The 20,336-nt window shown below is 71.0% G+C and carries 19 protein-coding genes; 12 read left to right on the top strand and 7 right to left on the bottom strand.

Annotation, left to right across the window (positions count from 1 at the left end; all coding sequences use genetic code 11):
* Window positions 1-14 precede the first annotated feature (14 nt).
* The 5 genes from PV721_RS18815 (at window position 15) to PV721_RS18835 (ending at window position 6,930) form a co-directional block, all read left to right on the top strand.
* Window positions 15-2,045 carry a copper resistance CopC/CopD family protein gene (locus tag PV721_RS18815; protein ID WP_319725722.1) on the top strand — a complete coding sequence of 677 codons (2,031 nt, stop codon included), beginning with the start codon at window positions 15-17 and terminating at the stop codon, window positions 2,043-2,045.
* Complete coding sequence (efeB, locus tag PV721_RS18820; protein WP_416371131.1) at window positions 2,042-3,328, top strand: iron uptake transporter deferrochelatase/peroxidase subunit; 1,287 nt, start codon at window positions 2,042-2,044, stop codon at window positions 3,326-3,328. Before PV721_RS18815 ends, efeB begins: the two co-directional genes overlap by 4 nt.
* 42 nt (window positions 3,329-3,370) lie before the next feature.
* Window positions 3,371-4,306, top strand: a complete 936-nt coding sequence (gene pheA, locus PV721_RS18825) for a prephenate dehydratase (protein WP_319725726.1) — start codon at window positions 3,371-3,373, stop codon at window positions 4,304-4,306.
* A 537-nt stretch (window positions 4,307-4,843) separates the two neighbouring features.
* Complete coding sequence (serS, locus tag PV721_RS18830; protein ID WP_319725727.1) at window positions 4,844-6,121, top strand: serine--tRNA ligase; 1,278 nt, start codon at window positions 4,844-4,846, stop codon at window positions 6,119-6,121.
* The gene (locus PV721_RS18835; protein WP_319725728.1) at window positions 6,118-6,930 is read left to right on the top strand and encodes an HAD family hydrolase; all 813 of its coding nucleotides are present in this window, start codon (window positions 6,118-6,120) and stop codon (window positions 6,928-6,930) included. Before serS ends, PV721_RS18835 begins: the two co-directional genes overlap by 4 nt.
* Window positions 6,931-7,068: 138 nt before the next feature.
* On the opposite strand, the gene PV721_RS18840 is transcribed toward PV721_RS18835, so the two are convergent.
* Complete coding sequence (locus PV721_RS18840; protein ID WP_319725731.1) at window positions 7,069-7,611, bottom strand: hypothetical protein; 543 nt, start codon at window positions 7,609-7,611, stop codon at window positions 7,069-7,071.
* A gap of 197 nt (window positions 7,612-7,808) precedes the next feature.
* Here PV721_RS18840 and PV721_RS18845 point away from each other — a divergent pair, with 197 nt between their 5' ends.
* Both PV721_RS18845 and PV721_RS18850 read left to right on the top strand, forming a co-directional pair.
* A complete protein-coding gene (locus PV721_RS18845; RefSeq protein ID WP_319725733.1) occupies window positions 7,809-8,765 on the top strand; it encodes a sensor histidine kinase in 957 nt (318 codons plus the stop codon).
* Between the two features lie 10 nt (window positions 8,766-8,775).
* Complete coding sequence (locus PV721_RS18850) at window positions 8,776-9,420, top strand: response regulator transcription factor (protein WP_319725735.1); 645 nt, start codon at window positions 8,776-8,778, stop codon at window positions 9,418-9,420.
* A gap of 50 nt (window positions 9,421-9,470) precedes the next feature.
* Here the strand turns inward: PV721_RS18850 and PV721_RS18855 are convergent, their stop codons facing one another.
* From PV721_RS18855 to PV721_RS18875, 5 genes are all read right to left on the bottom strand, one after another.
* The gene (locus PV721_RS18855; RefSeq protein WP_319725737.1) at window positions 9,471-10,121 is read right to left on the bottom strand and encodes a rhomboid-like protein; all 651 of its coding nucleotides are present in this window, start codon (window positions 10,119-10,121) and stop codon (window positions 9,471-9,473) included.
* Window positions 10,122-10,204: 83 nt separating this feature from the next.
* The gene (locus tag PV721_RS18860; protein ID WP_319725740.1) at window positions 10,205-10,924 is read right to left on the bottom strand and encodes an ABC transporter permease; all 720 of its coding nucleotides are present in this window, start codon (window positions 10,922-10,924) and stop codon (window positions 10,205-10,207) included.
* 15 nt (window positions 10,925-10,939) lie between these two features.
* Complete coding sequence (locus tag PV721_RS18865; RefSeq protein ID WP_319725742.1) at window positions 10,940-11,851, bottom strand: ABC transporter ATP-binding protein; 912 nt, start codon at window positions 11,849-11,851, stop codon at window positions 10,940-10,942.
* On the bottom strand, window positions 11,848-12,735 hold the full coding sequence (locus PV721_RS18870; RefSeq protein WP_319725745.1) for an ABC transporter permease: 888 nt from the start codon (window positions 12,733-12,735) through the stop codon (window positions 11,848-11,850). The genes PV721_RS18865 and PV721_RS18870 overlap by 4 nt, the downstream gene beginning before the upstream one ends.
* Window positions 12,725-13,714, bottom strand: coding sequence for an ABC transporter ATP-binding protein (locus PV721_RS18875; protein ID WP_319725747.1), 990 nt, complete (start codon window positions 13,712-13,714; stop codon window positions 12,725-12,727). The genes PV721_RS18870 and PV721_RS18875 overlap by 11 nt, the downstream gene beginning before the upstream one ends.
* Window positions 13,715-13,931: 217 nt before the next feature.
* On the opposite strand from PV721_RS18875, the gene PV721_RS18880 reads away from it, so the two are divergent.
* The 3 genes from PV721_RS18880 (at window position 13,932) to PV721_RS18895 (ending at window position 17,719) form a co-directional block, all read left to right on the top strand.
* Window positions 13,932-14,801, top strand: a complete 870-nt coding sequence (locus tag PV721_RS18880) for a M24 family metallopeptidase (RefSeq protein WP_319725750.1) — start codon at window positions 13,932-13,934, stop codon at window positions 14,799-14,801.
* A gap of 5 nt (window positions 14,802-14,806) precedes the next feature.
* Window positions 14,807-16,588, top strand: coding sequence for an SDR family oxidoreductase (locus tag PV721_RS18885; protein WP_319725765.1), 1,782 nt, complete (start codon window positions 14,807-14,809; stop codon window positions 16,586-16,588).
* Between the two features lie 210 nt (window positions 16,589-16,798).
* On the top strand, window positions 16,799-17,719 hold the full coding sequence (locus tag PV721_RS18895; RefSeq protein ID WP_319725752.1) for a MerR family transcriptional regulator: 921 nt from the start codon (window positions 16,799-16,801) through the stop codon (window positions 17,717-17,719).
* A 128-nt stretch (window positions 17,720-17,847) separates the two neighbouring features.
* Here PV721_RS18895 and PV721_RS18900 read toward each other — a convergent pair whose 3' ends face one another.
* Window positions 17,848-18,681, bottom strand: coding sequence for an aquaporin (locus PV721_RS18900; RefSeq protein WP_319725754.1), 834 nt, complete (start codon window positions 18,679-18,681; stop codon window positions 17,848-17,850).
* A 132-nt stretch (window positions 18,682-18,813) separates the two neighbouring features.
* Between PV721_RS18900 and PV721_RS18905 the strand changes: the two genes are divergently transcribed.
* Together PV721_RS18905 and PV721_RS18910 are read left to right on the top strand one after the other, a co-directional pair.
* A complete protein-coding gene (locus tag PV721_RS18905) occupies window positions 18,814-19,353 on the top strand; it encodes an RNA 2'-phosphotransferase (protein ID WP_319725758.1) in 540 nt (179 codons plus the stop codon).
* Between the two features lie 223 nt (window positions 19,354-19,576).
* Window positions 19,577-20,336 (top strand): ATP-binding protein (locus PV721_RS18910; RefSeq protein WP_319725760.1); only part of this gene is annotated, 760 nt, incomplete at its 3' end.

Consider the following 20,336-nt stretch of genomic DNA (forward strand, 5'->3'; position numbering starts at 1 on the left):
GGAACTGACAAGCCATGACGGCCACCGCCCCCGCCCCCTCCGCGGCCCGCGCCCCTGCCACGGCATTCCTGCCACGGCTCGCGCTGGTCCTCGCAGCCCTGCTGGCAACCCTGTTCACCGCGGCCTCACCGGCCACGGCGCACGCCGCACTCACCGCGAGCGACCCCAAGGACGGGGCGGTGGTCGCCACGGCCCCCGCCCAGGTCACGCTCTCCTTCTCGGAGCAGGTCGCGATGGGCGACGACTCCATCCGCGTCCTCGACCCCCAGGGCAGGCGGGTGGACACGGGCGAGCTGCGCGACATGTGCAGCGGGAACACCGTGCGCTACGGCACCGCCCTGCACACCGGCCTGCCCGACGGCACCTACACCGTCGCCTGGCAGGCCGTCTCGGCCGACAGCCATCCGATCTCCGGGGCCTTCACCTTCTCCATCGGCGCACCCTCGGCCACCGATGTCACGCTGCCCACCGCGCAGGCGGGCGGCGGACCCGTGGGCATCGCGTACGGGATCGCCCGCTACGCCGCCTACGCCGGCTTCACCGTCCTCGTGGGCGGCGCCGCCTTCATCCTGCTGTGCTGGCGCCGGGGCGCCGCCGAACGGCCGCTCCAGAAGCTCGTCGTGCGCGCCTGGGTCATGCTGACCGTCGCCACCCTCGTGATGCTGGTGCTCCGGACGCCGTACACGGGCTCCGGGAAGTTCGCCGACGCCTTCGACCTGGACGGGCTCAGGGCCGTCCTGGAGACCAAGACAGGCGCCTCGCTCGTCTCCCGGCTGCTCCTGCTGGGCGCCGCCGCCCTCTTCGTCGCGGTCCTCTTCGGCGTCTACGCGCGCCGCCTGCAGGGCGCCGGCCCCGCGGAGGAGACAGGGGCGGAGACGTCCGAGGAGGCCAAGGACACCAGCGACCTCACCTTCGGACTGGCCATCGGCGGCGCCGTGGTCGCCGGCGGTATCGCAGCCACGTGGGCCCTCTCGGAGCACGCCTCCGCGGGTGTCCAGCCCGGGATCGCCATGCCGGCCGACATCCTTCACCTGCTGGCCGTCGCCACCTGGCTGGGCGGTCTCACCGCGCTGCTCGTCGCGCTCCACAAGGTCCCGGACATCGAACGCGAGGCTGTCCGGCGCTTCTCCACGGTCGCCTTCGTCAGCGTCCTGGTGCTCGCCGGCACCGGCGTGTACCAGTCCTGGCGCCAGCTCGGCAGCTGGTCCGCCCTCACCGGCACCGACTACGGGCGGCTGCTGCTCGTGAAGGTCGGCCTCGTCGCCGTCCTCCTCGGCGTCGCCTACCTGTCCCGGAAGTGGACCGCACGGCTCGCCGACGCCCCCGAGGCGGCCCTGGCCCCCGCCGCATCGGCCGCAGAGACGGCCACGCCGGGCGATGTTTCACGTGAAACAGGCTCCGGGGTCTCGGACGATGTCGACGGCTCCGATGTTTCACGTGAAACAGAGCCTGTTACCGCCCCGGTGAACCCGGAGCGCGCCGCGCAGCTCGCCCGGCAGCGCGCCGCCCGTGAGACCGCGCGCCAGAAGCAGGTCCGTGACGCCGACCCCCACCGCGCCGGGCTGCGCCGCTCCGTCCTCGTCGAAGCGGGCATCGCCGTGGTCCTGCTCGCCGTCACCACGGTCCTCACCAGTACCGAGCCCGGGCGCACCGTGGAGCAGGAAGCCGGCCGCGGCGGTTCCAGCGCCACTGCCGTCCCCGACCGCGCCGTCAAGATCACCCTGCCGTTCGACACCGGCGGCCAGAACGGCAAGGGGTCCGTCCGGCTCGAGCTCGACCCGGGCCGGGTCGGTGCGAACACCCTTCACCTCTGGGCCGACTCCGGCGACGGCAAGCCCTTCGACCTCCCCGAGATCAAGGTCGCCTTCACGCTGCCGGCCAAGGACATCGGCCCCCTGCCGCTCGTTCCCGACCAGGCCGCCCCCGGGCACTGGACCGCGTCCGGTGTCCAGCTGCCGCTCGCCGGCGAATGGCGCATCGACGTGACCGTCCGTACCTCCGACATCGACCAGACCACCGTGCAGAAGACTGTGAAGATCGGCTGACCAGCGTGACCGACAGCAACCCCGACATCGAGATCTCCCGGCGCAGGCTGCTGGGCACCGTCGGCGCCGTGGGCGCCGCCGGACTCGCGCTCGGCGCCGCCGGCGGCGCCCTCGCGCACTCCGCGCTCGCCGACTCCGGGAGCGGCTCCGCCCCGGGTGCAGCCGGAAGCCTGTCCTCCCTCGGTGCCACCCAAGTGGCCTTCCACGGGGACCACCAGGCCGGCATCACCACGCCCCTGCAGGCCAAGGGGCACCTCGTCGCCTTCGATCTCACCCCCGGGGCGGGCCGTACCGAGGCCTCCGCACTGCTGCGACGCTGGTCGGACACCGCACGGCGGCTCATGGCGGGCGAGCCTTCCGCGACCTCCGACAGCGGTATCGCCCTGGATGCCGGCCCGTCCTCCCTGACCGTCACCTTCGGCTTCGGCCACTCCTTCTTCGAGCGCACCGGCCTCACCGCCCGCCGCCCCGCCGCCCTCGACCCGCTGCCGGCCTTCTCCTCCGACCGGCTCGACGCCCAGCGCAGCAACGGCGACCTGTGGGTCCAGATCGGCTCGAACGACGGACTCGTCGCCTTCCACGCCCTGCGCGCCCTGCAGAAGGACGCCGGGGACGCCGCCCGGGTCCGCTGGCAGATGAACGGCTTCAACCGGTCCCCCGGAGCCACCGGCACCCCGATGACCGCCCGCAACCTCATGGGCCAGATCGACGGCACCGGCAATCCGAAGCCCTCGCAGCCCGACTTCGACAAGCGGATCTTCGTCCCCGCAGCGGGCCCCGGACCGGCCGAGCACGCCTGGATGGCCGGGGGCTCGTACGCCGTCGTACGGCGCATCCGCATGCTGCTCGACCACTGGGACAAGCAGTCGCTCGCCCAGCAGGAGCAGGTCATAGGCCGCACCAAGGCCACCGGTGCGCCACTGACCGGCGGTACGGAGACCACCGAGCTGGCGCTCGACAAGCTCGGCGCCGACGGCAAGCCGGTCATCCCCTCCAACGCGCACGCCCGGATCTCCGCCCCCGAGCAGAACGGCGGGGCGGCCATGCTGCGCCGTCCCTTCTCCTTCCACGACGGGATCGGCTCCGACGGCGCCCCGGACGCCGGACTCCTCTTCGTCTGCTGGCAGGCCGATCCGCTGCGCGGGTTCGTACCCGTACAGCGCAAGCTCGACCGCGGGGACGCGCTCTCGGAGTTCATCCGGCACGAGTCCAGTGGCCTGTACGCGGTTCCGCCCGGCCCCCGCAGCGGCGAATACGTGGGGCAGCGGCTGCTCGAAGGATGAACAGGACCCCGGTGGGCGGGACCCCGGCATTACGCTGATCGCATGTCAGCCACCCGCTTCACGTATCTCGGTCCCGAGGGCACTTTCACCGAGGCCGCCCTGCGCACCCTGCCGGAAGCCGCGACCCGGGAGCTCATCCCGATGGTGTCGGTTCCGGCCGCCCTGGACGCCGTGCGCAACGGCGAGGCGGCCGCCGCACTCGTTCCGATCGAGAACTCGGTCGAGGGCGGCGTCACCGCCACCCTCGACGAGCTGGCCTCGGGCGAACCGCTGATGATCTACCGCGAGGTGCTGCTGCCCATCGCCTTCGCGCTGCTCGTGCGGCCCGGGACGTCGCTGTCGGACGTCAAGACCGTCACGGGTCACCCGGTCGCCCAGCCCCAGGTGCGCAACTGGCTGCGGGCGAACCTGCCCGACGCGGTGTGGGAGTCTGCCGCCTCGAACGCCGACGGCGCCCGGCTGGTCCAGGAGGGCCGCTTCGACGCCGCCTTCGCGGGCGAATTCGCGGCGGCCACGTACGGGCTCGTCCCGCTGGTCACCGAGATCCACGACGCGGAGAACGCCGAGACCCGGTTCGTGCTCGTGGGACGCCCCGCGCGGCCCGCCGCACCGACCGGCGCCGACAAGACCTCCGTCGTGCTGTGGCTCGGCGACGACCGCCCGGGTGCGCTGCTGGAGCTCCTCCAGGAGTTCGCGGTCCGCGGGGTCAACCTGATGCTGATCCAGTCCCGTCCAACGGGACAGGGCATCGGCAACTATTGCTTCGCCGTCGACGCCGAGGGCCACATCTCGGACCGGCGGGTCAGCGAGGCGCTCATGGGCCTCAAGCGGACCTGTCCCCAGGTCCGCTTCCTCGGGTCCTATCCGCGGGCGGGCGTCGCTCAGAGTGATGTCAGGGCGCCGCGGGCCGGAACCTCCGACGGTGACTTCACGGACGCCTCCGACTGGCTGACTCGTTGCCTCGACGGCCGGGCGTAGGGCGTCGTCCACTGCTCCGCCCACTGTCCACAGAGTTATCCACAGGATGGGATGGGGCCTGGGGACAAGTCGACAGAGCGGCACGACAAGGTCGACAAATCGGTCGGGGGGCCCGGGTTTCGCGCTGGGGAGCGGGAGGTGAACGGTGTCACCCCCGTATCACCGATCAACTCTTTGGGGCGAGCCATTCCCACCCGAATGAGTGTGTGAGGGTGGTTTGAACCCTGATTCACCTCGGCCATCCACCGATCAGGAATGATCTATTCCCGTGTCCACAGATGCAGCACACAGCCTGTGGATAAGATGCCGGCCGGGGCAATTCCTGTGGACAAGAACGGCTTCCGGCCCTGCTCAGGGCCCGCCCGGCCGTCGGCATTGTGCCCCTTTTCGGGGAATGGGCCCGGTTTTATTGACGGCCCGAGAAGGGACACTTCCGGTCACCGATCAAGACTTATCCATTCGTTGCAATTGGGACATAGCGACACGCAGCGTGATATCGGTGTGATCCCAAGAAGCCCAGCCCGGTAGCCTGGAGGGGTGATTGACCTCCGGCTGCTCCGTGAAGACCCTGACCGTGTCCGCGCCTCGCAGCGCGCCCGTGGAGAGGACGTCGACCTCGTCGACGCACTGCTCTCCGCCGACGAGCGCCGCAGGTCCTCAGGCATGCGCTTCGACGAACTGCGCAATGAGCAGAAGTCCCTCGGCAAGCTCATTCCGAAGGCCTCCCCGGAGGAGCGCGCCGAGCTGCTGAAGAAGGCCGAGCAGCTCAAGCAGGACGTCAAGGCCGCCGAGGCCGAGCAGAACGAGGCCGACGAGGCCGCCAAGCAGCTCCTCCTGCAGCTCGGCAACATCGTCCACGAGGACGTCCCGGTCGGCGGCGAGGAGGACTTCACCGTCCTGGAGACGCACGGCACCATCCGCGACTTCGCCGCCGAGGGCTTCGAGCCCAAGGACCACCTGGAGCTCGGCGAATCGCTCGGCGCCATCGACGTCGAGCGCGGCGCCAAGGTCTCGGGCTCGCGCTTCTACTACCTGACCGGCGTGGGCGCCCTGCTGGAGCTGGCGCTGGTCAACGCGGCCATCGCACAGGCCACCGAGGCCGGCTTCATCCCCATGCTGACCCCCGCGCTGGTCCGCCCGCGCGCCATGGAGGGCACCGGCTTCCTCGGCCAGGCCGCGGAGAACGTCTACCACCTGGAGAAGGACGACTACTACCTGGTCGGCACCTCCGAGGTCCCGCTCGCCGCGTACCACATGGACGAGATCATCGACGCCGACAAGCTTCCGCTGCGGTATGCCGGCTTCTCGCCGTGCTTCCGCCGCGAGGCCGGTACGTACGGCAAGGACACCCGCGGCATCTTCCGCGTCCACCAGTTCGACAAGGTCGAGATGTTCTCGTACGTCGCGCCGGAGGAGGCCGAGGCCGAGCACCAGCGGCTCCTGGAGTGGGAGAAGCAGTGGCTGACCAGCCTGGAGCTGCCGTTCCAGGTGATCGACGTCGCCACCGGTGACCTGGGGGCCTCCGCCTCGCGCAAGTTCGACTGCGAGGCGTGGATCCCGACCCAGGGCAAGTACCGCGAGCTGACCTCCGCCTCGAACTGCGACAGCTTCCAGGCCCGCCGTCTGTCGATCCGCTATCGCGACGGCAAGAAGACCCAGCCGCTGTCCACGCTGAACGGCACGCTGTGCGCCGTTCCGCGCACGATCGTCGCGATCCTCGAGAACCACCAGCAGGCCGATGGTTCGGTACGGGTGCCCCAGGCGCTCCGCCCCTACCTCGGCGGCCGCGAGGTCCTGGAGCCGATCAACAAGTGAGCCCGGCCCCGTTCCCGTACAAGCTCGTCGCCACCGATCTCGACGGCACGCTGCTGCGTGGTGACGACACCGTCTCGGAACGCACCCGTGAGGCGCTCGCCGCGGCCACCGCGGCGGGCGCGGCGCACATCATCGTGACCGGCCGTGCCGTGCCCTGGACCCGGCACGTCCTGGACGATCTCGGCTACAAGGGGATCGCCGTCTGCGGGCAGGGCGCACAGGTCTACGACGCGGGTGCGCACCGGCTGCTGACCTCGGTGACGCTGGACCGACAGCTGGCCGGTCTGGCGCTGTCGAAGCTGGAGGCCGAGATCGGCCCGCTGGCCCTGGCGGCCAGCCGGGACGGGTTGAACGGCGAGGTCCTGTTCGGGCCCGGGTACCAGGTGCAGGAGGGCCTCCCGGCCGTCTACCTGGAGGACACCGCCGCGGTGTGGACGGCTCCGCTGAACAAGCTCTACATCCAGCACCGGGAGCTCGACGACGACGCGCTCGTCAAGGCGGCCCGGCAGACCGTCGGCAGCCTGGTCGACATCGTCATGGCGGGTCCGGGCATAGTCGAGATCCTGCCGCTCGGCCTGACCAAGGCCACCGGCCTGTCGCTGGCCGCGCGCCGGCTGAAGGTGAAGGCGGCGGAGACGATCGCCTTCGGTGACATGCCCAACGACATCCCGATGTTCGGCTGGGCCGCGCACGGGGTGGCGATGGCCAATGCCCACGCGGAACTCAAAGCCGTGGCCGACGAGGTGACCACCTCCAACGAGGAGGACGGCATCGCGGTGGTGCTGGAGCGTCTGCTGGGCGCCGCATAGCCGGTCAGGACGTACGAGAGGTCCGGGACAGCCCGCGCCGCGAGGCGCGCTCGAAGTGGCTGTCCCGGACCTTTTGTTGCTCCCCGCACGACTCACTGTGCCCCGAGCGGAAGCCCCGTACCATCGAATTTCCGCGCATCAGCCGTGAATCCGGCGGCGCCGCCAGTAGGCGACGGCGAGGATGCCCAGCAGCGGCCCCCAGAGCAGCAGGGGCACGTAGGACAGGTTGAAGATCCACAGGCCGGGCCCGGTGGGCGCGTCGGGATTCGCGGCGTTGGCCTCGTTCCAGGTCGAGGCGCCGAGGACCGTGATGCCGGTGAGCGCGATCGCGCCCAGCGCCGCGGGAACCACCGCCACCAGGGGATGGAACCGGCGTCCGCCCACCCACGGGACCCAGTGGGGCAGCTCCTCGCCCCAGCGCTGGACCAGCCCGAGGCTCAGCAGGCCCAGGCACTCCTGCAAGACGCTGACGAAGATCAGGACCAGGGATTCCCGGCCCGGGTAGTACGCGTGGTGCAGATCGCTGCCCGGCCCCCAGCCCATGGGCACGCCCGCCGCGACCACGAGCCGCCACACGCAGCTGGGGAGCACCGTCAGCGAGGCGAGTCCGGCGATCCTGCGAAGCCGTGGGGAGACTCCGGGCACGGTGTCCGAAGCGTGCGCGAGGGCGTTGGCGGTCATCGTCCAAATCCTTTTCGAGAGGGGCGCGTTGATGACCAAAGCCTCGTCGGCCGAAGTCTTCGTGACCATCGGCCGATCAGCAGGTCGGCGTTCGCGGGAGGTCGGCGGGACTCTGCCGATCGGCAGATGGCCGGACGGCAGCGTGCGCTCGTAGGGTCGGGCTCATGACCTTCAACCTCCGCGCCGCGTAAGCCCCGTTGCTGACCGCGGCAGCGCTGGTCGGCATCACCGCCGCCGTTGTGCGGGCGCCCCCGTCGTGGCTGCTGCTCTGGGAGGGTCCTCTGCTTCTCCTGCTGGCTCTGGTGGCCCGCTGGTCTCCGGTCCGCTCCGCAGCCGTCGCGGGCGCCCTCGGCGTGGCCGCCGTCGCGCTGTGGCCCGTCCCGCTGGTCTGGGAGAGCGGATCGTGGCTGGAGGCCTGCGGGGCGGCGGCGTTCTGGGCGCTGCCGGCCGTCGGGGCGGTGCTGGCCGGCGGCTATCTGCGCCGCCAGGCGGGCCGGATGCGGCAGGCCGTGCGGGATGCCCGGCGCGACCAGCAGCTGGAACTGGCCCGGGATCTGCACGACTTCGTGGCGCACGACGTGAGCGCCATCGTGGTGCAGGCCCAAGCGGCCCGGTTCGTGGCGGCGCAGGACCCCGGCCAGGCGGTCCGTGCGCTGGAGCGGATCGAGACGGCGGGGTTGAGTGCGCTCGCCTCGATGGACCGGACGGTGCACGCGCTGCAGGAGGCCGCGGGCGGGCCGACGACGCCGGTTCCGGGCCTGGCCCAACTGCCGGAGCTGGTGGCGCGGTTCGAGGGCGGGGAACTGGACGCGGACCCGGAGGCCGTACGGGAGCTGTCGCGGGAGGCGGACACCACGGCGTACCGGGTGGCCGTCGAGGCGCTGACGAACGTACGCCGGCACGCGCCCGGATCTGCCGTGGTGCAGGTCGCCGTACGCCAGGCCGGGACGGGCATAGAGCTCAGCGTGGTCAATTCCGCGGCACCCCGGGGCGCGGGCGGGCTGCTGGCCCGCCGGAGGCGGGGCGGCACCGGACTGGCCGGCCTGCGCGGGCGTGTGGAGGCGGCGGGCGGCCACCTGCGGGCCGGGGCGGACGCGGACGGCGGGTGGCGGGTTCGCGCCGTCTTCCCGGCGGAGGGACATCCTCCCGGGTGATCATGGCGGCGTGACCACACGCATCCTGATAGCCGATGACCAAGAGGACATTCGCAGCGGTTTCCGGCTGATCCTCGATTCACAGCCGGACATGACCGTCGTGGGAGAGGCGGCGGACGGGGAGCGCGCGGTGGCGCTGGCCCGGGAACTACGGCCGGACGTGGTGCTGGCGGACATCCGGATGCCACGGCTGGACGGTCTGGAGGTGACCCGGCTGCTGGCCCCCAAGACCCGGGTCGTGGTGGTGACCACCTTCGACCTGGACGAGTACGTGCACACCGCCCTGCGCAACGGGGCCTGTGGATTCCTGCTCAAGCGGTCCGGGCCGGCCCTGCTGATCGAGGGGGTCCGGGCGGCGATGGCGGGGGACACGTTGATCAGTCCGCAGATCACGGTGCGGCTGCTGAGCCGGCTGACGGAGGCGGGTCCGGTCGCCCGCCGCGCGCCGCATCCGCTGACGGAGCGGGAGCTGGACATCGTGCGCCTGGTGGCACGGGGGCTGACCAACGCCGAGATCGGCAGGGAGCTGTTCATCAGCGCAGGGACGGCCAAGACCCACATCGCGAACGTGCAGGCCAAGATCGGGGCCAGGAACCGGGTGGGGATCGCCGCGTGGGCATGGGAGCACGGCGTGGCGAAAGCGGAGGCCGACTAGGCACGTTTCACGTGAAACGTGCCCGGTTCCACGAGAAACGGAGTCCTGCTTCACGGGTAACGGGGTCGTGTTTCACGTGAAACATCGTGGCGGGTGAGCGGCCAGGCGAGCAGGCCGACGGAGAGCGCGATGGCGTGGCCGAGGTCGGTGAAGGTACCGCCGGTGGCGAGGGGGAGCCCGAAGAAGGCGACTGCTCCGGCCAGGTAGAACCATCGCCAGGGGCCGGGGAGCCGGTAGGTGAGGACACCGACGGCGGCCGCGAGCCCGTAGCTGACGCCGATGTCGACGACATGGGTCATGCTGCGCGGGGCTCGGTGGTCCTCGATGGCCATCAGCAGGATCCTCTGGCTGACCAGGGTGGCGATGATGTGGGCGCCCGCCACGATCAGGAGCCAGCGCTGCGTGCCGAGCCAGCGTTCGACGGGCGCGTAGAACAGCTCGAAGAGAACGGCGTAGAGGGCGAGCGAGGCCGGGTTCTCGATCCAGAACGCGCTGCTGAGGAGCGCCCGTACGGGATGTCGGACGAGCTGGTGGATGTTGCTGCTGTTGCGGTGGAGCAGAACGTGATCGACCTGGTCGGGCGCGATCACGACGACGATGCTGGTGACGGCGATGATCAGCAGCCAGATGTGCGTCCCGGGCGAGGAGCGTATCCAGGACCGCAGGGGCCTGGACGGCTCCGGCTCGGTGTGCTCGATCATGCACCGATGATGACCCGCAAAACTGTGCCCCGCCTGGCCGGTGGGCCGGGCGGGGCACGGTTTCACAGGCCCTGCGGCGGGACCTACTCCTCGCCGGCCAGGGTGAGGCGGCGCAACTTCTGGCCCGCGTAGACGGTGGCGCCGACGGTGACCGCGCAGAGCAGGATCACGGCGGTGGGCAGGCCGACGGTGGCGTCGACGTACCCGTTTCCGGCGACCTTCTCGGCGACGGACAGGGCCCACTGCTGGACGCTGAGGGTCTTGGCTCCGGAGACCAGGCTGCCGAAGAGCGATTCCCAGATCAGGGCGTAGACCAGACCGAAGACGACGGCGTGCCGGCTGACGGTGCCGAGCAGCAGGAACAGCGCGCTGTAGGCGATCGAGGCCACGAGGGTGGCGATCGTGTAGGCGACGGCGATCTGCTGGCCGTTCCCGTTGAGGATGAATCCGGCGATCAGGGTGGGGATCGCGGAGAAGACCATCGTGACGGCGATCGCCACGATCAGCTTGGTCATGATGATCGTCGGGCGCTTCACCGGCTTGGCGAGCAGGTAGACGATGGAGCCGTCGTCGATCTCGGGCCCGATGGCTCCGGTGCCGGCGATGACACCGATCAGCGGAACCATGGTGGCGAGGGCGAAGCCCCCGAGGAGGTCCGCCGCGACCTTGTCGTCCACGCCGACGAAGGCACGGACGACGAGGGCGATGACGATCAGCAGGGCGGGCAGCGCGAAGAGGATCAGCGCGCGGCGCCGGCCGAGCAGGGCCCGGTAGGTGAGCCGGGCAACGGTGGGTTCGTACATGGGTGCCAGCTCCTTTCAGGCCGCGACGAGGTAGGAGAAGACCGACTCGAGGGACTCGTCGGAGGGCGAGACCGTCAGCAGCCGGATGCCGTGTGCCCGGGCCACGCGGGGCAGCAGCTCGGTGAAGCGGCCGAAGTCGACGGCCTGGATGCGCAGCGCGCCTTCCTTGAGGTCGACCTCGATGCCGGCGGTGGAGGGGTCGGCGATCAGGGCCGCGGCGAGCGCCCGGTCGTCGGAGGAGCGGATGAGGTAACGGTGCGGGCGGTCCGTCATCAGGCGGCGGATCTTGCGGAAGTCGCCGGAAGCGGCGTGCCGGCCGGCCACGACCACCTCGATGTGCGAGGCGAGCTGCTCCACCTCCTCCAGGATGTGGGAGGAGAACAGGACGGTGCGTCCCTCACCGCCCATGCGCCGCAGCAGGTCCATGAGCTGCATGCGCTGGCGCGGGTCCATGCCGTTGAACGGCTCGTCGAGGAGCAGCACGGCCGGGTCGTGGACGAGGGCCGAGGCCATCTTCACGCGCTGGCGCATGCCCTTGGAGTACGTGGAGATCTTGCGGTCCTGCGCGTACTCCATCTCGACGGTGGCGAGTGCCCGCTGGGCGGCCGCGTCGTCGAGGCCGTGGAGTTCGGCGTTGGCGACGACGAACTCCCTGCCCGTGAGGAAGTCGTACATGGCCTCGCGCTCGGGCACGACACCGATCTGCTTGTACACCTGCTCGTTCTGCCAGATCGGCGCGCCGTCGAGGGTGACGGTGCCCGTGGAGGGGGAGAGGAAGCCGCCCATCATGTTGATGAGGGTGGACTTCCCGGCGCCGTTGGGGCCCAGGAGCCCGGTGACACCGGGTCCGATGCTCATGGTCACGTCGTTGACGGCGACGACGTTCCCGAACCAGCGGGAGGTGTGGTCGATGTCGATGGTGGTCACAGCCCGGCCTTCCGGTAGCGGGCCATCAGGGCGGCGTAGGAGCCGACGATGAGGCCGAGGGCGACGAGCAGGTAGACGACGCCGGTGCCGGCCGAGGGACCCTCGCCGCCGGGGAAGGCGGAGGTCGCGTTGAGGAACGCGGTCTGTACGCCGTCGATGAGGGTGATCGGGGAGAACAGGCCCATCCACTCGATGGCCTCGGTGTTCCCGGTGCTGTAAGCGATCCCCTGGACCGCGGTCACCGCGCCGAACGGGATCAGGAGCACCGCGATGATCGCGGCGACGCCGAACCCGCGGCGCGGGGTGAGCGCGGCCATGACCAGGCCGAGGCCCGCGAAGAGCAGCGACAGCAGCAGAACCGACACGAGTCCCTGCCCGAATCCCTTGGTCTGGTGGGCGAAGTCGAACTTCGCCAGGAGCGAGCCGATCCACATGATCAGCAGCGGGGTCGCGGTGAGGATGAACAGGGCCGAGGCCATGGCCGCGTACTTGGCCACGACGTAGTCGACGCGCTCGATGGGCCGCGAGAAGTAGAGCGGCACCGTCTTGAAGCGCAGGTCGCGCGAGACCGACTGCGGCGCCTGGGACGCGAGGAAGAGGCCGATGATCACCTGGGTGGTCAGGGCGTACGTCGTGTACTTGATCGGCAGGTCGGTGGAGCCGGGCACCGCGATGGCGACCGCGACGATGATCAGTGCGGGCACGCACATCACCGCGAAGAGGAGCATCGGGAGGACCTTGGACTTGGCGGAACGGCCGAGTCCGTAGGCGCCGCGCAGGGACTGCGAGAACAGCGACTTGCGGGCGTAGGCGCGGCCGAGCCGGGGTCCGTCGTAGGACCGGTAGCCGATGTTGTGGATCTGGGTCGAGGTGTCAGGCGCCATCGGAACCGGCTCCCTTCTGCTGGACGGTGGGCGAGGGCTGGTCGTTGTCGCGGAAGACCTCCGCGATGTGGTGACGGCGCTGCTCCATGCGGACCAGGCCGATGCCCAGGTCTGCGACGGTGTCGCGGACGGTGTCGTACGTCTCCTCGCCCGTGGCCTCGACGAGGAGAATGTGGCCTGCTCCGGGCAGGCCCTGCTCCTCTCCGACGTGAAGGGTGATGCCGGCCTCGGTGAGCGCCTTGCGCAGGGCGGCGGTGCCGTCCGGGTGGGTGTCGGAGTCGGTGACCTCGACCGCGAGGGTCGTGGTGATCTGGGTGAAGTCGCTGGTGGAGCTGGAGCGCAGCAGCTTGCCGCCGTCGACGACCACCACGTGGTCACAGGTCCGCTCCAGCTCACCGAGCAGGTGGGAGGTGACCAGGACGGAGATGCCGAAGTCCGTGTGGATGCGGCGGATCAGGCCGAGCATCTCGTCGCGCCCGACCGGGTCCAGGCCGTTGGTCGGCTCGTCGAGGAGGACCAGCTGGGGGTCGTGGACGAGGGCCTGGGCGAGCTTGACGCGCTGCTTCATGCCGGTGGAGTAGCCGCCGATGGGGCGGTAGCGCTCCTCGTACAGCCCGACGTGGCGCAGGGTGTCGGCGGTGCGCTCGCGGGCCGCGGTGGGCGGCAGCCCGGACATGCGCGCCATGTGGACGACGAACTCGGTGGCCGAGACGTCGGGTGGCAGGCAGTCGTGCTCGGGCATGTAGCCGACGCGTTCACGGATGGCACTGCCATGCGTGCGGACGTCGAGGCCGAGCACGGCGGCGCTGCCCTCGGTGGCGGGGGACAGTCCCAGCAGGATTTTGATCAGCGTGGACTTGCCGGCTCCGTTGGCACCCACGAGGCCGGTCACACCAGGCCCGATGTCCAGGGAGAGCCGGTCGAGGGCGGTCACTCGGGGGTACCGCTTGCTCAGGCTTTCGGTCGCGATGACAGTCACGGGTTCGACGTTAGTGGTGGAGCACTCGCGAAACGTCAGACCTTGAGTGGGATCCCGTCTCCGCCTTCAGGCGTACGTACCCGTACTGGAGGCTGATGCGGACCGGACAACTTTATCCACAGGTCTGTGCACGACCCTTGACGTGATCTCCGGTCATTGTCACATTCATCAGTGTCAAGTTACGGGCGCGTACGGCTAGACGGATGGACGGGCTGACATGGCTGGGGACACCAAGCAACGCACCGCGCGACTCTCCGGACGACTCTCCGCCGATCTGGGCGGGTTCAGAGAGGTGCAGCGCCTCTCGTACGAGTGCGCCGAGGCCGTCGCGGCCCAGTTGCGGCCCGGCGTGACCGAGCGCGAGGCGGCGCGCATGCAGCGCCAGTGGCTGCGCGACCGTGGCGTGCGGGACTGGTTCCACCTGCCCTTCGCCTGGTTCGGGGACCGCACCGCCTTCGCGAACTTCAAGATCCCGCTGCAGTTCTTCCCCACCAACCGGAAGCTGGAGCCGGGGATGCCGTTCATCCTCGACATGGCACCGGTCTTCAAGGGCTACGCGGCCGACATCGGGTATTCGGGCAGCCTCGGACTGAATCCGGTGCAGGACCGGCTCATGTCCGACCTCCAGGCCCACCGCGTACTGATCCTGGAGCAGGTGCGGGAGCGCCGCTCCCTGCGCGAGATCTACGAGAACGTCGAGCGGCTGATGACCCGGCAGGGGTACGCCAACCGGCACCGGGCCTATCCCTTCGGCGTGATCGCGCACAAGATCGACCGGGTCAAGGAGCGGCGGTGGTCGCCGACCGCCTTCGGCTTCGGCACCCAGTCCCTCAAGGGGCTTGCCGGTGACGCCCTGCACGGACACCGTGAGGGCTGGTCCCCGCTGTGGAGCCCCTACCACTTCTCCGACCACCCGCCGCAGCCCGGACTGTGGGCGGTGGAGCCGCACCTGGGGTTCCGGGGCACCGGCGCGAAGTTCGAAGAGATCCTGGTCGTCACCGACTCCCGGGATCCCGAGGAGAGCGCGTTCTGGCTGGACGACGACCTGCCGCACGTGCGGCGCTGGGCCGAGGAGAAGGCAGCATGAGCGACATGAACGGAGCAGGAGTGGCAGGGCTTGCGGGTGCGCGTGAGCGCCGGGTGAGCACCGGCGGGGTCGAGTTGTCCGTCGTCGAGCTCGGCGAGGCGGGCCGCCCGACCGTGGTGCTGGTGCACGGCTACCCGGACAGCAAGGAGGTCTGGTCGGAGGTCGCCGAGCGGCTCGCGGCCCGCTTCCACGTGGTCCTCTACGACGTACGCGGCCACGGGCGCTCCACCGCGCCGCAGCCGCTGCGCGGCGGCTTCACCCTGGAGAAGCTGACCGACGACTTCCTGGCGGTGGCGGACGCGGTCAGCCCGGACCGGCCCGTGCACCTGGTCGGCCACGACTGGGGCTCCGTACAGGGCTGGGAGTTCGCGACGGTCGGCCGTACCGAGGGCCGGATCGCCTCCTTCACCTCGATGTCGGGACCTTCCCTCGACCACTTCGGCCACTGGATCAAGAAGCGGATGGCGCGGCCCACCCCGCGCGCGGCAGCGCAGCTCCTCGGCCAGGGCGCCAAGTCCTGGTACGTCTACATGCTGCACACCCCCGTGCTCCCGGAGCTCGCCTGGCGCGGGCCCCTCGGCAGGCGCTGGCCGTCGATCCTCGAGCGCGTCGAGAACGTGCCGGCCGGCTCGTACCCGACGGACTCGCTGCCCTCGGACGCGGCGCACGGCGCCTGGCTCTACCGCGACAACGTGCGGTCCCGGCTGCGCCGGCCGCGTCCCGACGCCTACGCCCACGCGCCCGTGCAGCTGATCACCCCGACCGGGGACTCCTTCCTGTCCGAGCGGCTCTACGACGGCCTGGAGCACTGGGCCCCGGACCTGCTGCGGCGCACCCTGCCCGCCAAGCACTGGGTGCCCCGGACCCGGCCGGACCAGCTGGCCGCCTGGATCACCGAGTTCGTCACCTCCCGGGAGGAACCGGCCACGCGGGCACCGGCGCGCAAGGCCCCGGGCCGGTACGCCGACCGCTTCGGCGGCCAGCTGGTCCTGGTCACCGGCGCCGCCAGCGGCATCGGGCGGGCCACCGCCTTCGCGTTCGCCGAGGCCGGGGCCCGGGTGGTGGCCGTCGACCGCGATGCCGAAGGCGCGGCGCGCACGGCCGACATGGCCCGCCTCGTGGGCGCCGCAGAGGCCTGGGCCGAGTGCGTGGACGTCAGCGACGAGCAGGCGATGGAGAAGCTCGCGGCGAAGGTCGCCGCCGAGTACGGGATCGTGGACGTCCTGGTCAACAACGCCGGGATCGGCCTGTCCGGAGCCTTCCTCGACACCACGGCCGAGGACTGGAAGAAGGTCCTGGACGTCAACCTGTGGGGCGTCATCCACGGCTGCCGGATCTTCGGCAAGCAGATGGCCGAGCGCGGCCAGGGCGGACACATCGTCAACACCGCCTCCGCCGCGGCCTACCTGCCCTCCAGGACCCTGCCCGCCTACAGCACCTCGAAGGCCGCGGTGCTGATGCTGTCGGAGTGCCTGCGCGCGGAACTGGCGTCGAAGTCGATCGGCGTCTCCGCGATCTGCCCCGGCATCGTCAACACCAACATCACGGCCACCTCGCGCTTCGCCGGGGTGGACGAGGCCGAGGAGAAGCGCCGCCAGGAACGTTCCTCGCGCTTGTACGGGCTGCGCAACTTCCCGCCGGAGAAGGTCGCCGACGCCATCTTGCGCGCCGTGGTCCGCAACGAGGCCGTCGTCCCGGTCACACCCGAGTCCAAGGGCGCCCTGTGGATGTCCCGCTACGCCCCGCGCACCCTGCGGCGCATCGCACGGCTGGAGCCCAGGCTGTGAGGGCGGGCTCGCACCCGATCGCCCCGCGCCGGGGCCTGCCGCCCATGCGGACAGACCTCGGCACGGGCATACCCGCCTACTTCCGGCGGTCGTACCATCCCTCGCAGGAGGGCTCGCTGCGCAGGGCGGTCGAGTACCTTGCGGCTTCACCTGCCGTCCGGGCCCCGGCGGGCGCGGTCGGCCGAGCCGCGATGGCGTAGGGAGCCGGGATTGTCCGATCAGGCGGTAGCCGAGTACCGGATCGAGGATCTGGCGCACCACAGCGGGGCGACGGTGCGCACGATCCGGGCGTACCAGGACCGCGGGCTGCTGCCCAAGCCGGAGCGGCGCGGCCGCTCCAACGTCTACCGGGACACGCATCTGGCGCGGCTGCGCCAGATCGCGGACCTGCTGGACCGCGGCTACACCCTGGCCTCCATCAAGGAGTTGCTGGAGGCCTGGGATGCCGGACGCGGACTGGGCGGCGTACTGGGGCTGGTCGCCGAGGTGCACGGGCCGTGGACCGACGAGGAGGCCGCGCGGATCAGCCGGGAGGAGCTGAACGAACGGTTCGGCGGCCGGCCGGACGACGCAGCGGTGGGCGAGGCGTGCGAGCTGGGGGTCCTGGAGCGGATCCCCGGTCGCCCGGACCAGTTCCTGGTGCCCTCCCCGCAGGAGCTGGCGGTGGCCGCCGAGCTGTACGCGGCCGGGGTGCCGCTGCCGGCGATCACCGGGCACCTGCGGGAACTGCGCGGGCAGGTGGAGCACATCGCCTCGCGGTTCCTGGAGTTCACCACCGAGCACGTCTTCGCGCGCTACCTCGGGCAGGTGCCGCCCACGGACGCGGACGCGGCGGAGGCGGCGACGATGGTGCGGCGGCTGCGCCCGCTGGCCCAGCAGACCGTGGACGCGGAGCTGGCGCGGGCGATGCGGCTCTTCGCGACCCGCCACCTGCAGCGGCACCTGGGGGCGGCGGGAACGCCTCAGCCGTCGGGTGCCTCGCCGGTGGCGCTGCCGGCCGGGACGGTACGGGCGGTGCAGGACCTGGTGGGCGCCGATCACGTGGCGGAGTTCGTCCGGGCCGCGACGGAGCGGGAGCTCCAGGCCCGGACCATGAACGATCTGGCGCGCCGGGCGGAGCTCGGCCGGTAGTCCACAGGGCGGGCGCGCCGGGCGGAGCTCGGCCGGTAGTCCACAGGGCGGGCGCGCGTTTGCCGTCAAAACCCGCCCAAACGGCTGTGGACAAGTCCCTCTTCCCTGTGGGCAACTGAGGCGGCGCCTCAGCCGACGGGCTCGTACGCCGCCTTCCCGGGGCCCGAGCCGTCCCCCGGCCCGGTCTCGGAAAGGGGCGCCGGCGCGGCCGTCTCGACCGGCACCGCCACCGGCACCGGCTTCGCGGTCCGCGACGTACGGGCCCCCGCGCCGGTCCCCGCCCCCCTCCCGTACAGCAGGGCGGCCAGCGCCAGCCCGAGGATCCCGCCGGCCAGCTGGGCGGCGACGAATCCGGGCAGCGACTCCGGGGCGATGCCGGTGAAGGAATCGCTGAAGCTGCGCCCGATGGTGCCGGCCGGGTTGGCGAACGAGCCGGAGGAGGTGAACCAGATCGCGGCGGCGATGTACGCCGCGACCGCGGCCGGGATGAGCCGGGTGCGCCCGATCCGCCCGAGCCCCTGGATCACGAGGACCAGACCGGCGGTGGCGACCACCTCGCCGATGAGCAGGTGCCCGCCGTCGCGCACCTGGGTGGAGAACGTGCCCGGGGTCCGCCCGAACATGGCCTCCGCGAGCAGGGCTCCGCCGATCGCCCCTGCGGTCTGGGCCGCGGTGTAGACGAACGCCTCCCGGCCGCCGAGCCCCTCGCCGCCGGTGCGCCGGGCCCACCACGAGGTGAGGGTGACCACCGGGTTGAGGTGGGCACCGGACAGCGGCCCGAAGAGGGTGATGATCAGACCGAGACCGATGGCCGAGGCGAGCGAGTTGGCGATGAGGGCGACACCGGTGTCGCGGCTGAGCTCGGCGGCCTGGAGTCCGGAGCCGATCACGACCACGAGCAGGCCCGCGGTTCCGATCAGCTCGGCAGCCGCACGGCGTGGCAGAGAGGCATGGGCTGTCATGATTTCTCCCCTGGGCAGAAGTGGCAGCGGAAAATATATTCCGCATCTTGGAAGAACGATAGGGGGTGTCCATCACCGGGCCGCCCCCGAAAATCCCTGCCGGAAGACCGCACGAGCGGGCACGCTGGGCCCATGGATGAAAGACGCACCGTGAAGGTGTCGAAGTACGTCTCGAAACACCTGCGACACCAGCCGGAACGGATCGGACTGGTGCTCGACCCGCACGGCTGGGTGGAGATCGACGACCTCCTGCGGGCGGCCGCCGCGCACGGATTCCACTTCAGCCGCGCCGAGCTGGACCACGTCGTCGCCGCCAACGACAAGCAGCGGTTCGCCGTCGACGGCACCCGGATCCGGGCGAACCAGGGGCACACCGTCGCCGTGGACCTGGAGCTTCCGGAGGCGGAACCGCCCGCGCACCTCTACCACGGCACCGTGGCCGCCGCCCTGGGCTCGATCCGCGCCGAGGGCCTGCGTCCGATGGCCCGCCACCACGTGCACCTCTCGCCGGACCGGGAGACCGCGACCCGGGTCGGCGCGCGGCGCGGCCGGCCCGTCGTGCTGGCCGTGGACGCCGGTGCGATGCGTGCGGCCGGGCACGTCTTCCGGCTCAGCGCCAACGGGGTGTGGCTGGCGGACGCGGTGCCGCCGCAATTCCTGCGCTTCCCGTAACGGTGCCGTCGGCGTCTCCGGATCGTTTCCAGGGGCGCTTCCAGCAGTGCTCCGGAAGTGCTTCCAACAGTGCTTCCAACAGTGCTTCCACAGCGCTTCCAGGGCGGGAATTCACGCAGAGATTGTCGGACCATCCCCCTAATGTGTGTCCCACTCCGGGATCCGTGAGGGGGGCACCTCGCGATCGCCGAACCATTCCTGCATGTACGCGAGGTGACGCCCTATGACGTCCGCACCCCATAATTTCCAGGTCGATCTGCGCGGCCTGGTGGATCTCCTCTCCCACCACCTGTACTCCAGCCCGCGCGTCTACGTCCGCGAGCTCCTCCAGAACGCGGTGGACGCGGTCACCGCCCGCCACGCCCTCGACCCCGAGGCCGAGGTCCGCATCCGGCTGTCGGCGTCCGGCGGCCGCGTGACCATCGAGGACAGCGGAATCGGCCTGACCGCCGAGGAAGCCCACTCCCTGCTGGCCACCATCGGCCGCAGCTCCAAGCGCGGCGGCGACGGCTCCATCGCCGCGCACGGCCTGGAGGCCGCCCGCCGCGAATTCCTCGGCCAGTTCGGCATCGGACTGCTCGCCTGCTTCGTCGTGGCCCGCCAGATACGCGTCGTCACCCGCTCCGCCCGCGACCCCGATGCCGCGCCCGTCGAATGGCTCGCCACGGACGACGGTTCGTACACCGTCCGCGAACTGCCCCACGAGGCCCGCCCGGAGCCCGGTACCACCGTCGTCCTCGAAGCCCGGCCCGGCGCCGCGGAATGGACCGTCCCCGCCACGGTCGAACAACTGGCCCGCGACTACGGCTCCCTGCTGCCGTACGCCATCACCTTCGACGACGGCGAGGGCGGCGGACCGCGCCCCGTCACCGACCGGCCCGCCGTCTGGGACCTTTCTCTTATCCCCATCTCCGACCCCACGAGACAGGCAAAAATCCCGAATCCCGTCTTCTCTTTAAAAAAAAAAAAAAAGAACAACGAAA

The organism is Streptomyces sp. MB09-01 (genome assembly GCF_033794505.1).
Taxonomy (GTDB): Bacteria; Actinomycetota; Actinomycetes; order Streptomycetales; family Streptomycetaceae; genus Streptomyces.

Excerpts from the sequence above, each read along its gene's own strand:
- PV721_RS18860 (WP_319725740.1), bottom strand. The coding sequence starts at position 10,924 with ATGTACGAACCCACCGTTGCCCGGCTCACCTACCGGGCCCTGCTCGGC.
- PV721_RS18815 (WP_319725722.1), top strand. The coding sequence starts at position 15 with ATGACGGCCACCGCCCCCGCCCCCTCCGCGGCCCGCGCCCCTGCCACG.
- pheA (WP_319725726.1), top strand. The coding sequence starts at position 3,371 with ATGTCAGCCACCCGCTTCACGTATCTCGGTCCCGAGGGCACTTTCACC.
- PV721_RS18840 (WP_319725731.1), bottom strand. The coding sequence starts at position 7,611 with ATGACCGCCAACGCCCTCGCGCACGCTTCGGACACCGTGCCCGGAGTC.
- PV721_RS18855 (WP_319725737.1), bottom strand. The coding sequence starts at position 10,121 with ATGATCGAGCACACCGAGCCGGAGCCGTCCAGGCCCCTGCGGTCCTGG.
- PV721_RS18900 (WP_319725754.1), bottom strand. The coding sequence starts at position 18,681 with ATGACAGCCCATGCCTCTCTGCCACGCCGTGCGGCTGCCGAGCTGATC.
- PV721_RS18905 (WP_319725758.1), top strand. The coding sequence starts at position 18,814 with ATGGATGAAAGACGCACCGTGAAGGTGTCGAAGTACGTCTCGAAACAC.
- PV721_RS18880 (WP_319725750.1), top strand. The coding sequence starts at position 13,932 with ATGGCTGGGGACACCAAGCAACGCACCGCGCGACTCTCCGGACGACTC.
- PV721_RS18885 (WP_319725765.1), top strand. The coding sequence starts at position 14,807 with ATGAACGGAGCAGGAGTGGCAGGGCTTGCGGGTGCGCGTGAGCGCCGG.
- PV721_RS18870 (WP_319725745.1), bottom strand. The coding sequence starts at position 12,735 with ATGGCGCCTGACACCTCGACCCAGATCCACAACATCGGCTACCGGTCC.